This window comes from Mycoplasma suis str. Illinois (assembly GCF_000179035.2).
Lineage (GTDB): Bacteria > Bacillota_I > Bacilli_A > Mycoplasmatales > Mycoplasmoidaceae > Eperythrozoon_A > Eperythrozoon_A suis.
This window is the reverse complement of the sequence record NC_015155.1, coordinates 640175-654988: the sequence shown is the minus strand read 5'-3', so window position 1 is coordinate 654988 and position 14814 is coordinate 640175. Positions and strand designations below refer to the sequence as shown.

Here is a 14814-nt window from a genome sequence, read left to right as displayed (position 1 = left end):
ATATTTAAAAAGCAAAAAATACATAATAAAAAAGATTTTTAAATATTTAAAAAATATTTCTTAGTGTTACTTAAGTTTCAAAAAATTTTTGAAATTTATAAATGTTTTTGATCTCTTCTTTTATAATTAGCTAAGATTTTTTGTCTTATTTTGATAAATAATTAACAAATAGCTTTGCCAATTAGTTTTCCAAGTCTTTTAAAAATAATTCTTGTTTCTGTTGGGGGAACTGGTGGAGTTGGTTATGCTGGTCGAGAATTCTATAAGTTTGTTAATAATAATTCCGAATTATTTGGTTTAAAAAATGGTGTTTCAGGAGAAATTTCTCCTGAAACAGATGAAAATAGAGATACTAAATTGCCCCCCCCAAGTGGAGGTTCTACAACTACCTTAGGCGATTCTTCAACAAGTTCCCACTTAGATGATCCTTCACAAAAACATAATCAAGCACAACCTGTAGTTACTGAAGAAGAGGCTTCAAAGGCCTCTCCAAAGGTATCTGTTGATAATTCTCTACCAAGTAGTAGTCCAGAAATAAAAATAGTATCTCAAGTTAGTCATCCACAACCGAAAGTTGAGCCTGTAGTAAATAAAGGTCCAATTATCGAAAATGATGTTGGTGACTGAAGTGAAAAGAATGGTAAAAACCAAGTTTATGAAGTTAGAGCTTCAAAACCTATAGAAAACAGACAATGAATGTCCGCAGAAGAAAAAAGAAAGATTGAAGATTGTAAAGATTGAGGATGGTGTTGAGACTTTAAAGATAACTTAGTAAGTTCAGGAAATATAAATCAAATGAAAGATTCCGAACAATTAAAGAAAGATGCAAAAATCTACAAAATGATTAAAGATCACACAGTTAAGTTATCTACTCCTTGTTCACAGGGAACAGGATGATTCTTGGATTTTGAACTCCCAGAAGATCCAAGTAAATATCCTACAAAGTGATTTGTAGCTACAAATCTACACGTAATTAGTGAAATTAAGTTCTTGAAGAGTGAATATGAAAATGTAGTGCTTCCAGTAACTGAGGAATCACTACATTTCTATCTAGAAAGAAATAAAAATTATGGAGGATGTGTTGCATTCCTAAAAGGAGATACTCCTAAGTTAGATCTTCTAACTGAAGAAGATGTGACTGAAGATCCTAGTTCTTATGAAGCTTCAAGATTTAAGTCAAGAGGTGGAGGATACTATCAAAATCATCCTCTATATATAGAAATGCAAAAGAATGCAGGAAAGGGAACTTCAGTTAGAGCTCCAAAAATTTATGAAGCTCGAATTGAAAATCCTAAGTTAGTATATGCAGCAATTAATTTTGCTGGAGATAAAAAGGATGTTAAGGATGAGAGAAAAACAATGGACTACTTTAAGGATTTTGGAATAGTTCAAGTTGATTTTCAAGATGAAGAAGTAGCTAAAAAGATTACTAACAAATTATTCGATAAGTACTACAAGAGCAAAGTATTTAAAGATAGTGGGGCTCAATCACCAGAAAAATCTATTAATTTCTTTGCTCCTGAATTAATGAGTAAATATACTGCAGAAGAATTAAATAACAATGAAGAAAATTTCTTTGTTGGTGGATATCCTGCTGGAGATAATAAGGGAGGAGAAATATCTTTCTCCATGAATCAAAAATATAGATGAAAGACAGAGCTTAAAGAAGGAAGATATGATAGTAAGATAATCTCTACTCACAGTAAATTAACTCACTTCAAGGAATATGACAGACTAAGACGTCTTCCAGGATATAACGTAACAAATAAATATGGAGATGTTATTAGAGGACATATGGGTTCAGAACAAAATAGTTATTACGATAACATCAAAATATTTTGAAATGGTAAATCTATGAATACTTGAGGATATAACTACCTAATAGATAATTCTTTCCTAGGGGGAGGAGCTTCAGGAAGTATGGTTCTAGATGAAAATGGAGGACTATTAGGTCTTTATACTAGATTTGCTAATCCAGTAAATTATGGTGTTGTTGAATCTGTAAGAGGAAGTCAAATTAAGGATGCTAGAGGAAGAGTAATTTTCCCAAGTTTTGACTTAATTTCTGGTAAAGGTGGAAAAATCTCTTCCTATAGAACTCAACTAGAAAAATATGGAAAAGGAATTAAAACTTATCTAAGCCAAAACTCTAACTGAAAATCTAATTAGTTTTTTCTAGATAGTTGGGCTAGAAAGCCCAACCTTTTATAGAAAAGTTAGAAATTAAATCACTAAAAACAATGAAATTTATTAATTACCTTTAAGTTAAGAGGGGAGGGGAATTCCCTCCCTCCATACTAAATTGCTAAACTTTGAAATTTATTTTTTATTGAAAATATATAAAAAGATTATTTTCTTTTTCAAAATAATTAATTTATAAAGAAATTAATACTTTTACAATAAACATTTATTTATCTAACTATTTAACTTAAAAATTTAATCTTTTTTATATTCCAACAATTAACTAATTTTTATAAGGAGTTAAAAATTTATTTTACTTCCCCTCAAGAATAAATTTTTTGAAGAAAAAAAGTATCAGAATTTTCTTTTTGACCTAGGATTCTTATCACCCTAAAACTTAAATCTTTTTGTCCTTTTAGTTTTGGTGAATAAGAATTTATTTTTCCTTTCTTTCTCCCCCTAGAAAATATGGAGATAAGGAAAAAACAAAAAACAACAATATTTTTTACTTAATTATTGTGTAAAAAACTAAACACTTATTGGTCTTCTTTAATCTCAACTTAATAATTAATCAATAAAGAAGTAAAAAGTGGTTATTGCCCCTTTTTTTACTACTAATTTATTTATTGATTTGATTTGGTTTTGGGTTAAAAAAATGTTTGAAAAATAAATAGTGCAGTCAACTCAAGGAAGCTCTCTTCTTGAGGCCAAATTGAGCCTATGGTGCTTGACGGCTATGTTCGGAATGGGTATAGGTATTTCCACCATAGTATCCTGACTGCACAAAGGTAATTAATTAAAAACTAATAACTATTTAATAAAAAGATTCTCATTAAATCTTTCGCATAATTAGTACCACTTAGCTTAATACATTGCTGTACTTACACTTGTGGCCTATCAAGGTGGTAGTCTGCCACCATGCTTATCTTTAAGTTCTACTTAAAGGGGGAAATTTTTTTGAGGTTAGTTTCACACTTAGATGCTTTCAGCGTTTATCTAATCCATACTTATCTATCCAGCAATGCTTCTGGCAAAACAACTGGTACAACAGCGGTATGTTCATTCCGGTCCTCTCGTACTAGGAACGAATCCTCTCAAATTTCCTGCAGCCGCTATAGATAGAGACCAACCTGTCTCACGACGGTTTGAACCCAACTCACGTATCTTTTTAATCGGCGAACAGCCGAACCCTTGGGAGCTGCTTCACCCCCAGGATAAGATGAGTCGACATCGAGGTAGCAAACAATCTCGTCGATATGAACTCTTGGAGATTATTACCCTGTTATCCCTAGAGTAGCTTTTATCCGTTGAGCGATGGCCCTTCCATTTGGAACCACCGGATCACTATATCCTAATTTCTTACTTGGTCGACTTGTTTGTCTCACAATCAAGCACACATATAGTATTACCCTTTCTGCGCGATTTCCATTCGCGCTAAGTGTACCTTTGAACGCCTCCGTTACATTTTGGGAGGCAACCGCCCCAGTCAAACTGCCCACCTAACACTGTCCATACACCAGATATATGGTTATATGTAAGCAAAAAGTCATTGAAATTGTGGTATTCCACTGTCGACTCCAACAACACTGGCGCATCGTCTTCCTAGTCTCCCACATATTCTCTAATATCAAAAACTCTTCACAATATCAAGCTGCAGTAAAGCTTCATAGGGTCTTTTCGTCCCGTAGCGGCAAGAGAGTGTCTTCACTCTCGCCAGGATTTCACCGAGCCTACAGTCGAGACAGTCAAGAGCTGGTTACACCATTCAAGCGGGACAGAATTTACCTGACAAGGAATTTCGCTACCTTAGGACCGTTATAGTTACGGCCGCCGTTCACCAGGGCTTAAGTTAGAAGCTTCAGCTAGTAAACTAGCCTAACAACCTTCTTTGACCTTCTGGCACCGGGCAGGTGTCGCCACATATACTTCATATTCGAATTTTGCATATAGCTGTGTTTTTGTTAAACAGTCCGCCCTCGTTCTTTACTGTGACCCTATCTTCCTGATAGGGCACTCTTTCTCCCTAAGTTACAGAGTTAATTTGCAGAGTTCCTTAACTGTAGTTGGCTCGCTAGCCTTAGGATATTCTCCTTGATCACGTGTGTTCGTTTTCGGTACGAATACCCTGAGTTTATGTTTAGAGTCTTTTCTCGAAAAGCGATTGTCAGTAACTTTCTCTAGTGTCGCCACCAGAGATCGTATTCGTTCCTCACAATGTATGCTAAGGTGATTTTCATCCCTAGCTTGCTTTGAAACTTAAAAGGAAATCCAATAATCCTCTTACCTCAACCTCTTTTGTCCACCCATTAACAACTCAAGGTAGTACGGGAATATTAACCCGTTGTCCATCAGTTACGTCTTTCGACCTCACCTTAGGATCGACTAACCCGAGGAGGACGAACCTAGCCCCGGAAACCTTGATCAATCGGCTAGAAAGATTCTCACTTTCATTCGTTACTTACGCCGGAATTCTTACTTGTATAAAGTCCATCTGTGCTCTCGCTCAAACTTCAACCCTTATACAACATTTGTCTACCACTCATAATCTTTAAAAAATTTTGAATCCAAAAATTCGGTATTAAGCTTAGCCCCGTTATACTTGCGGCGCCAAAAAACTAGACTAGTGAGCTATTACGCACTCTTTAAATGATGGCTGCTTCTAAGCCAACATCCTAGTTGTTTATGAATTTTGACTTCCTTTTCCACTTAGCTTAATTTAGGGACCTTATTTGTTGGTCTGGGCTCTTTCCCTCACGACTATAAAGCTTATCCCAAATAGTCTCACTGCCAAAGTAAAATGACTGGAATTCAGAGTTTAATTCTATTTAGTACACAGCGAAGTGCCCTTATAGATTTAGTGCTTTACCTCCAATCATCAATTTATTTGACGCTAGTCCTAAAACTATATCGACAAAAACCAGCTATCAGGGAACTCGATTGGAATTTCACCTCTATCCACAAGTCCTCCGCTATCATTTCAACGACAGTCGGTTCAGTCCTTCATCTGGTTTTATCCAAATTTCAACCTGCTCATGGATAGCTCGTCCCCTTTCGGGTCTATTGCAACCTACTTAACGCCCTATTAAGACTCGCTTTCGCTCCAGCTCCACCCTCTTAGGCTTAACTTTGCAACTTGCAATAACTCTCCGGCTCATACTTCAAAACGCACGCCGTCACACATTAATGTGCTTCGACTCTTTGTAGGCTAGTAATTTCATGTTCTATTTCACTCCCATATCTGGGTTCTTTTCATCTTTCCTTCACAGTACTTGTTCACTATCGGTAAATGATTAGTATTTAGGCTTACCCCATGGTCGGGGCAGATTCAAACAGGGTTCACATGTCCCGCCCTACTCAGGATTCCTTAAGCTTTCTTCGTGTTTAATATACGGGGCTATCACCCTTTATAGCGTCACATTCCAATGATCTTCTACTACAGTCCAAAATAGCTTTAGTAAGGTCCTACAACCCCAGTTAATCGTCTAGACTTACTGGTTTAGCCTCTTCCCCTTCCGCTCACCACTACTGAGGGAATCACTTCGTTTTCTTTTCCTTCGGCTACTGAGATGTTTCACTTCGCCGAGTTCGCCTTATTACATTATTTAATTCACGTAATAATAGTAGAAAGATTAGTTTCTACTGTATTTCTACATTCGGAGATTACCGGATTATGGTCTCTAATCGACTACCCGATACTTTTCGCAGATTTGCACGTCCTTCATCGCCTATCATTTCCAAGAAATCCTTTACTAGCCCTTAATAATTTAATTGAGAATCTTTGTTATTAAGTTATTAATTTCTAATTAATTGTCAAAAATCGTAAAAAACAGCACTATTCCGGTAAGGTCACACTAAGGTGTCCTACCAGACTAGGCAAGTTACTTTTTTATTTTAAGAAACTTACCTACTGACCTTATTTTTTCATTTTTTATATTTTCCAAGTATTTTCTCCCCACTATCTGTGAGTATTCTCCCCTTATTAGTTTTGGAAATATAACCCTTACTTACTAGGTAAGGTTCTATTTTCTTAATTAATGTAGATTCATCTATATTAGTTCCCTGAACTATAGATTTAATTCCAGAAGTAAAGTTCAAACTTTCCTTCAAAAAATTTAGATACTTTATATCTGTTTCAGTTAATCCCATATAGATAAATCCACATTCTTTTATGATTTCTTGAATTTCACATTCATTATTAATAGTTTTGTAGTCCAAAACCCTTCTCAATATTCTATTTGCATTTCTAGGGATTCCCCTAGAGTTGTAAACAATAGTTAGTATTTCTTTTTCGCTGAGTTCTAAATTTCACATCTTAGTAACTCTCTTAATTAGAACTATTAATTCTTCTTCTGTATAGCAATCAATGAAGAAGACATATCCAAATCTTTCTTCTAGAGCTTTTGGTAAAGCTCCTAAATTTGTGGTAGCAGCAATTAGAGTGAATTTAGGTAAATTAACTCTAATTGTTTTAGAGTTGTAATTTTTTCCAATTAGTAAATCGAGGACATTGTCCTCGAGAGCTGAATACAACATTTCAGAGTATTCCAATTTAAGACTGTGAATTTCATCAATGAATAAAACATCAAAGTCATTGAGTGAATTGAGAATACCTATTAAATCTGGAAGAGTTTGAATATTTGTTGATGGAACAATTTTTATATTTACTTCCATTTCATTAGCTATTATTTGTGCTAATGAAGTTTTACCGACCCCAGGGGGTCCGTAAAGTAAAGTGTGTTCTAGAGGTTTATTTAATTTTTTAGCCACTTCTATTCCAATCCGAAGACTCTTTACTATTTCAGGTTTTCCAATGAACTCGCTAAGGTTAGTAGGTCTTGTGTGTAGTAAATCTAAATTCATGATTTACTACTAGTGATATTTGATTTGAGATATTGTTTTTAAACATTCATTAATTAGCGAATTGAAGTCATTCTTCAATTCAGTATCGCTTTCTCTAATAATGTCTAGAGCTCTTTTTATGTCATCAAATTTGTATCCAATTTTTATTAGAGAAGAAATAACTTCCTTCTCTTTACATTCTTTGGAATCAGAATAACTGGATGAAGAATGTTTATTAAAAGAATTTTTTAGTGACTTCATATTTTTTATTGAGTAGATAAATAAATTAGCTATTTTCAGATTGAATCCCCTTAGTTCAGCTAGTTTTAGTCTTTCTTCACGTTCTGCCAAGAAGTACATCATATTTCAGTCATTAGTTAATATGGCTTGAGCTGTTTTACAACCTATTCCTTTTATCGCCAATAGACTGTTAAATAATTCAAATTCTTTTTCAGAAAGAAAACCAAATAATTGGGAAGTTATTTGATTTTTAGTGTCTAGCTTAAATTCTCGGAACACATAAATTAAATGCTCTTCTTGCTCCTTAATGGAATAAGTATCAGCAAAGTTTATTTTGTAACCCTTTCCATTACTTTCAGCAATTAAATAATTTTTGTGCACTGAGATAATTTGACACTTTAAGTAGTACATATTTTTTTCTTTTCACTCTCTTAATGTCTTAGTTTTTCGAAAAAGTAAGAATTTTCAGCCAATAATTGGCTGAAAAGACTTTCCCGCTAAGAACTAGATAGCTAGGTTAGATACTTTAATTCTTCTAACTCTCTGCAAATTAGTGAAGCATATTTTTGCTTCACATCTTTTAAGTCTTGATCTATTTGTTCTATTATTTGCTTTTTCTCCGGAAACTCTGGAGTAGATCAAGTCTTAATAAAAGCAAGAGCTTTTCTTATTGTTTTCTCTGTTAGGGAATAGTAAAGTTCAAAGAAGTCTTTCATTGAACTTACTTCTATTTCCTCCCCCTCTTGAAGTGATAAATATTTTGTTTTCTGAACAATTAAATCACTTCTGAAATTTGCAATAACTTCCTTAAGTTCCAAAAAGAAAGGAATTTCTTTTTCGGAAAAACCTAATTGATAATTCTCGAAATATTGAAATAAAAAGGGAGTTTCCCAATCAGATAATTTCTGAGAAATTAATTGCAAATCTCTATTAGACTCTCTAAGTTTTTGAATTATTTCAACTATTTTTGAGAATTCCCCAGTTAAGTCTTTTGGAGTCGAGAGTTCTCGCCTAAGAGAAGCTATTTCGATTTCAATACTATCCTCCTGCGGAAGAATAGCCTTGACATTTATAGCTTCTATATATTTTTGCTTAGCTCTCTCAATAATTTCAGACTCAAATTGAGTCTTCTCTATTGAGTCATACAGACTAAATATTCTTGATAACTGAAGAAAAGCGAAGTCATATTTGATATCAGAAAATAAAAATATTTTCTGAGTTCTCTGATCTCTTTGGAATAGACCATCCAGAAGAAAGTGAACTATTTGGTTCACTGAAATAATGTCAGTAATATATTTTTCTTCTTTTTTTCACAAATCTCTTCAATTACCTTGAATTCACTCAATGTAATCTACAGGTTTTGGTAATTGAATTAAAGAGCCAGAACAATAAAGCTCTGATAAGTCTTTATTATTCCCATAATCTATTGGTAGAATATGGGAATTTAATTCATATTTCAGCATTTTCTGAAATAGCTTTAGAGCTGCATTCCTACCAGCTTGGTCATTGTCCATAATAATTACTAATTTTTTTGAGGGTAACTTGGTCAATAAACGAAACCCATTGTCTGACATTTCACTCCCTAGAAGTGCAAAGCAGATAGATTCTGGAGAAATTAGTTGAAATGACAAAAGATCAAATATACCTTCAAAGAGGTATATGAAAGAATCTTCTGAAACCCTATTGATTTCAGGGAGATTGTAGAGTAAATTAGCTTTTTTAAATAAGAGAGTTTCCCTTGAGTGAATATATTTTGCTTCAGAAAGATTAGAGTTCCCTAATCTTCTGGAAGTAAATCCAATTATTTCCTGATTTTGAGAAAAAATTGGAAATACTATCCTATTTTGAAAAATAGGAAATATTTTTTCAGAAGTTCCTGAACTTTTACTAAAAATTCCTGTTTTTAAGAGGAATTCATCACTTATGAATTTGAATTCCTCAGAAATTTTTCTAATTTGTTCTATTGAATTCATTAATTTCTCCCCCGCGGGAGAAAACCCTATCTTAAATTTCTGAATTAAGAAATCACTTAGTTTTCTTTCTTCTTTTAGATATTGAAGAGCCTCCCCCCCTTCTTCTGAATTTAGAGAGTTAATGAAAAATTCAGAAACAAAATTATTGAATTTGATTAATTGTTGCTTAAATAAATAGTCTTTGGAATTGAATTTGATTGAGCTAAGTTGCTCAATCGGAAACTTTAGTAAAGTGTGAGCTTTAAAAACAGCTTCATTAAAAGGAATATTTTCCTTCTTCATAACGAAGGAAATAGCATCTCCAGTGACTCCACAGGAGAAACACTTAAATATATTTTTTTCTTCAGAAACAGAAAGAGATGCTCTTGTGTCATCATGGAATGGGCAAATTGCTCAGAAATTTCTACCCCTCTTTTCGAGGGATAGATAATTCTGAATTACTTCTTTTACCTTATATTTCTTCCTGTCTAAGTAGCTCTTTTGAGACACTTAGACAGGAAAGTATATATTCTTTCAATTCATTTTTATTAACTCTTACTTGTTTCCCATTATCTCTAATTCTTAAAGTTACAGAAAAAGCAGAACTATCCCAGCTTCCCCCTTCAAAATCTAAGGTTAAACAATAAAAAGTTCCTATCTCATCTTGTTTTCTATATCTCTTACCTATAGAACCCTTATGGGAGAGAATAACTGAGAGACCAAAACTCTTTAGATATTCAACTAGTTTATAGGAGCAATTTAATTGCTCCTTTGTAAGTGGTAGTACAGCAAACTTATAAGGAGAAAGAGAAACCGGGAGGGAAAGAGTTTTTCACTTCTTTCCATCTATATCTATTAGTTTTTCCTTGATAACAGCTAGCATTAATCTATTTAGTCCCACTGAGTGTTCCACTACAAATGGGACTAAAGTTTTGGAATTTTCTTCTACTTGGAAGTGAAGTTTTTCTCCAGAATATTCTTGGTGAGACTTTAAGTCAAAGTCTCCCCTATTAGCTATACCTCATAATTCTTCTTTACCGAATTCAAAATTGTAGTGAAGATCACAATTTTGAAGTGAATAGTGAGGTAATTCTTCTTTCGGAACAGATTCAAAAGAAAAAGAAGAAGGAGAAAATTCAAAAACTTCTGTTAGGAATTTTCTAATACTTTCTACTTGTCTTTCCAAAGTTGATTGTGCATCTTCTGGATGCACAAATTCCTCAAACTCTAGTTGTTCAAACTCTTTAGTTCTAAAAATAGTTTTTTCTGGAGAGACTTCATTTCTGAAGGCTTTTCCAGATTGAGCAACACTAAAAGGTAAATTGACTTTAGAGTTAAGTGCAATTAACTTGATATTTGCGAATATTGTTTGAGCCGTTTCAGGTCTCAAATAATATTTGTCAGATTTAAAAATCATTTGAAATTTTTTAGGTTCAGAAAAGTCAGAAGAGTTACACTTCTGACATTTTTCTAATTTACCTTCTAATTCATATCGAACATTACAGGACTTACACTCCACTAATGTTTTTTCAAAGTTTTTTATATGTCCAGAAGCTTCCCATACCTCTCTAGAAGTTAGAAGATTTCCTTCATAAAGGAAAACATCTTTTCCCTTAGTTACAAAAAAATCAACTCATTGATTTTTTATATTGTTTTTCAGTAAAACTCCTATGTGACCATAGTCTCAGGAGTTTTCTAACTTATCATAAATAGAGCTGCTGGGATATATAAATCCCTTTTCTATTAGGTATTTTTCTATAGTAGACAAATTTAACTTAGTAGTTTAAATTTGTTTGATATTGCATTCCAGTAAGAGCAGTCTTAGCTGATCTACTTGGAAGAAGTAGCTTTTCTTTAAAGGAAGTAAAGTGAAGTTTTTGATTTAGTTTGAAAATCTTTCAAACTATAAAGGATGAGAAAGTTATAGCTGGAATTAAAGCTATATTTCTCATAACAAAGAATTGTTCATAAGGTAGAGTAGAAATCTTTATATCGAATAGTGGTAGAGTTATCAAATCTACCAATATATAAGCTATAAAGTTTAGAGCTGTAATTCTAAAAATGATATTTCATTTTTTAGCTGAATCTGAATGTCTGATAAAGAATTTTTTATCAGACATTAATAGAGTAGTTATTAGTCCTATAACTATTGTTCCCAGAATAGTTGATAGGAATGCTGGGAAGAATCATGATGGGAAATCTATAGATTTAGAGAATATATTTAGTGCTATTGTGTCAGAGCCACTATTGTGTTTCAATACTGACTTATAGAAGAAAAAGTAGAAAGTAACACTAGTAATTGTTAGTAGTCCAATTACAAACATTGTGTTTTGTCAGTATTTAACCATTGTTCTAGATTTTTTATGTTCATCTCGCAACATGAATATAAATCCTCCTAGGAAGCCATTAAAAATGGCTGCTAATAAATATCCATAGTTAAATACTGAAGAAGTAAGAATTACTGTTAATAGGTCTGTCAAAAGACCTATTAACATACCTATAACTGGTCCATAGAGACTTCCACCAATCTTTATAAGTATTGTTTCAATTAATAGACGACTTCCCGGATAGATTTGAAACACAACACCTAAAAGGTTGTGAGTCAAGAAAATAATTGCAAATATTATTGCTGTATTTGCAGCAATAATCATTGCAATGCTGGAAATAGTATTGATATTTAGACTTGGGAATATCAAATAATTTTTTTGACATCAAAGTCTAAAAAATAACTTTTTAAGACATAAAAGTAATGTAAAGACTGCTAAAACTAGGCAGGCTCAAAAAAGTATATCACTCCCACTTAGGAGGCCATTGCTGGCCGCCTGAAAATTTAGATCTAAGTGAAGTATTGCTCTAGTAGGCTTGTAAGTTGATCTTCATCCTTAAAGCCTAGGTGCTTTTCTACTTGATCTTTATTTAAAGAAGAGAAAACAAGAGTAGGAATAGAAGATACTTCATATTTTCTAGCTAATTCTGCAAATTGAGTTACATTAACTTTTACAAATTGGATAGTATCTCTAAATTTATCACTAATAGATAGTTTTTCTAGTACAGGCATCAATTGTCTGCAAGGAGGACACCAATCAGCATAAAAATCTATAACAACATTTCCTTTCTCAAGAAGTGTATTTAGTTCTTCTTGAGAATTAATAGTAATCATGAATATATTAGGAAATATTCATTTTTAAAGAACTAAGGTCAATTAGTTGTTCTTTCTTCAAAGATTCTGGAATTTTTTCTATTTCATATTCTACTGTAAGAGGTAATTCAATCATTAAGTTAGGAGGTAATACTCTCTTAAAACTAGCATACTTATCATTCTCGAAGAAGTGAGAATCTTTTAAGAATGATAAGTCAAACTTAATAACTACTTCTTTAAGATACTCACTTTCACAGTTTTCATTCATTTTCTTAAGTACTAGTAGTTGTTTATTTTGTTCCCTTAATCATGAATAATCTAATAGTATCTTTTTAGCTCTGTAACTATCTAGCTTATTGAAGTCAGCAAAGAAAGTTAGACCTCTAAAAGTTCCTTCAAACTTAAATACATTTTGGTGTGAAGGAACTTGTTGTTTCAATTTAGAGGTACATTTCTTGATTTTGGATTTTGTATAGGATTCAATTTCAAGCAAGAAATTGTAAGTTAATATGTGTCTCGCCTCAGGTGAGACAAAATAAATTTTTTCTAGTTTAGCTAGATTTTTTTCTGGGTTGTAATTGAAGTGGTAGTAGAGAGAAAGATTTTTAGGATCAGCTGATAATCCTAAATAGTTACAAGAGTATACGTGATACTCTGTGAATTCTCTAAGAGCTTCTCTTAGAGAAATATTAAATTCATTATGGATCTTTTCGAAGAAGAGATCGACACTTTCCTGTACGAAGGAAAGAGTGTCAGGAAGTAGTTTTTTTGCTGGAATCTTTAGTTAGTTTCTAGTAAGTTTTGAGTGCACCTATAGCTTAATTGGATAAAGCATTTGACTTCGGATCAAAAGAGTATAGGTTCGAGTCCTATTAGGTGTGCCATTTAATAATTTGATTGTTATTCTCCCCTTTGAGTTCTTCATCTAGTTTTTGATTCTTCAATTAAAGAAAGAGTAAATTCTAGAGAGATAAAGTTTCCAAGGGAAACTTTCTTATTCTCTAGTTGCTTGTAACTTTCAAAAAAGTTTCTTAATTCAGCAATTCAGTGTTGAGGAACATCATCTAGAGAATTTATATGTTTTAGTCTTGGATCCGCATCCATAATTGCAATAACTTTTCAATCTTGTTCTCCAGAATCTACCATTTCTAGAGAACCAAGAATTTTGCAATCCAAATAAGTTCCTGGAGTTACAGAGAAATTAGATAGCACTACTACATCTAGAGGATCTCCATCCTCTGCTAGAGTATCAGAAATATATCCATAGTTGTGCGGATATACCATTGAACCAAATAGTACTCTATCTAGTTTCAATTTGCCATCAACACACTCATATTTAAGATTGGAGTGCTTTGCAATTTCTATAAAGCACTCCACTATATTATTTTTTGACATACTAATTTAAGTTTTTACTAACTTAAATTTAAATGTTTAATAATAAATAATATATTAGGACTTTTGTTTAATAAGATCTTTTAAAAAGCATTATTTTGGTAGTTTCTTTGTACTAATTTGCTATTAGGACTAAGTAAACTTAAAGCTCTTTTAATTTTAGGTTTTAGCTCCGCTAGTGCCGGAGCTATTAGTATTCCTCCAATTCTTGTAGGAGATAGTTTTGAAGAATTTTTATTTAGAGAATTTAATCCAGCTCCAGAAAAATATGCTATGCAAGGGGTAGAGAATAGTGACTCAGATAGTAATGGAGTAAGTTACACAACAGAAACTAGAAAATTTTCTAGTTTCCCTGAAGTTAAGGTATCTAATTCTGAATTAATTAGGGGAACAAAGAAATATAACAATGGAAATTATGTTTTGTATTTTGGGGCAGATTCCTGCCCCAACTGTACAAACTTCTTATATAACTCTATAGAGTCTCCTAAGACTTGATTAGGAGCCAACAAAAATGTTTATAGAGATGGTATCTTTTATGAAACTTACTCTTTATCAAAAACAAAGAGTAAGTTGAGAGATTTGAAATTTATTTTCTTCAGTGATGAGATACCTTCTATGGATCACAGAAATAATGACGATTTAGCTGGAATTCCCTGACATAAGTGAAGTACAACCTTATTAAGTCAGGGAAGAATAAAGGATGACTATATCAGATACGATAAGTCAGCAGTTAATTTTAGAAAGATTCACTCCCTACTTATCTATTACTTTGGAAACAAAGTAACAGGCATTCCTGTAGTAATTATTTACAAAGAGGGAATTCCTTTTGTCTTGCATCAAGACAAAATAGAGGAATTAGAAAAAGATAAAGAGAGAACTTCAAAGAATGTAGGTAGTTTGACTGAATCTACTGCCGATAATAGAGACATAATACTTAGATATGACTTGTTTAAGCATTTAAATTACATCTTTGAAAGCAAAATAATCTGGAGCTAGTAGTTTAGGTCTTTAGAAGTTAAAAAAGCTTTTTATGCTTTTTTAACTAGATCTTTCCATTAATAGAGTGAAAAG

Annotated in this window: 10 protein-coding genes, 1 tRNA gene and 2 rRNA genes; 3 read left to right on the top strand and 10 right to left on the bottom strand. The window is 32.7% G+C overall.

Annotated elements, in window-relative coordinates:
- Nucleotides 1-174: 174 nt before the first annotated feature.
- Nucleotides 175-2169, top strand: coding sequence for an MIP family Ig-specific serine endopeptidase (locus MSU_RS03870; protein ID WP_013610136.1), 1995 nt, complete (start codon nt 175-177; stop codon nt 2167-2169).
- A gap of 685 nt (nt 2170-2854) precedes the next feature.
- On the opposite strand, the gene rrf is transcribed toward MSU_RS03870, so the two are convergent.
- The 9 genes from rrf to MSU_RS03825 form a co-directional block, all read right to left on the bottom strand.
- Nucleotides 2855-2964 (bottom strand): 5S ribosomal RNA (gene rrf, locus MSU_RS03865).
- 45 nt (nt 2965-3009) lie between these two features.
- Nucleotides 3010-5951, bottom strand: a 23S ribosomal RNA gene (locus MSU_RS03860).
- A gap of 130 nt (nt 5952-6081) precedes the next feature.
- Entirely contained in the window at nt 6082-7041 is a 960-nt protein-coding gene (gene ruvB / locus MSU_RS03855; RefSeq protein ID WP_013609431.1) for a Holliday junction branch migration DNA helicase RuvB, read from the bottom strand.
- A 9-nt stretch (nt 7042-7050) separates the two neighbouring features.
- Entirely contained in the window at nt 7051-7671 is a 621-nt protein-coding gene (gene ruvA / locus MSU_RS03850) for a Holliday junction branch migration protein RuvA (protein WP_013609430.1), read from the bottom strand.
- 101 nt (nt 7672-7772) lie between these two features.
- A complete protein-coding gene (locus MSU_RS03845; RefSeq protein WP_013609429.1) occupies nt 7773-9722 on the bottom strand; it encodes a CHC2 zinc finger domain-containing protein in 1950 nt (649 codons plus the stop codon).
- Nucleotides 9685-10980, bottom strand: coding sequence for an aminoacyl--tRNA ligase-related protein (locus MSU_RS03840; RefSeq protein WP_013609428.1), 1296 nt, complete (start codon nt 10978-10980; stop codon nt 9685-9687). The genes MSU_RS03845 and MSU_RS03840 overlap by 38 nt, the downstream gene beginning before the upstream one ends.
- A 7-nt stretch (nt 10981-10987) precedes the next feature.
- Entirely contained in the window at nt 10988-11908 is a 921-nt protein-coding gene (locus MSU_RS03835; protein ID WP_013609427.1) for an aspartyl/glutamyl-tRNA amidotransferase subunit C, read from the bottom strand.
- 140 nt (nt 11909-12048) lie between these two features.
- Nucleotides 12049-12372: a thioredoxin family protein gene (locus MSU_RS03830; protein WP_013609426.1), complete on the bottom strand. Its 324-nt coding sequence runs from the start codon at nt 12370-12372 to the stop codon at nt 12049-12051.
- A 7-nt stretch (nt 12373-12379) separates the two neighbouring features.
- Nucleotides 12380-12844, bottom strand: coding sequence for a hypothetical protein (locus MSU_RS03825; protein ID WP_013609425.1), 465 nt, complete (start codon nt 12842-12844; stop codon nt 12380-12382).
- 314 nt (nt 12845-13158) lie between these two features.
- Here MSU_RS03825 and MSU_RS03820 point away from each other — a divergent pair.
- Nucleotides 13159-13235 (top strand) — tRNA-Arg (locus tag MSU_RS03820).
- A gap of 16 nt (nt 13236-13251) precedes the next feature.
- On the opposite strand, the gene MSU_RS03815 is transcribed toward MSU_RS03820, so the two are convergent.
- A complete protein-coding gene (locus MSU_RS03815; RefSeq protein WP_013610135.1) occupies nt 13252-13746 on the bottom strand; it encodes an inorganic diphosphatase in 495 nt (164 codons plus the stop codon).
- A 117-nt stretch (nt 13747-13863) separates the two neighbouring features.
- On the opposite strand from MSU_RS03815, the gene MSU_RS03810 reads away from it, so the two are divergent.
- Nucleotides 13864-14739, top strand: coding sequence for a DUF6856 family protein (locus MSU_RS03810; RefSeq protein ID WP_013609423.1), 876 nt, complete (start codon nt 13864-13866; stop codon nt 14737-14739).
- Nucleotides 14740-14814 lie beyond the last annotated feature (75 nt).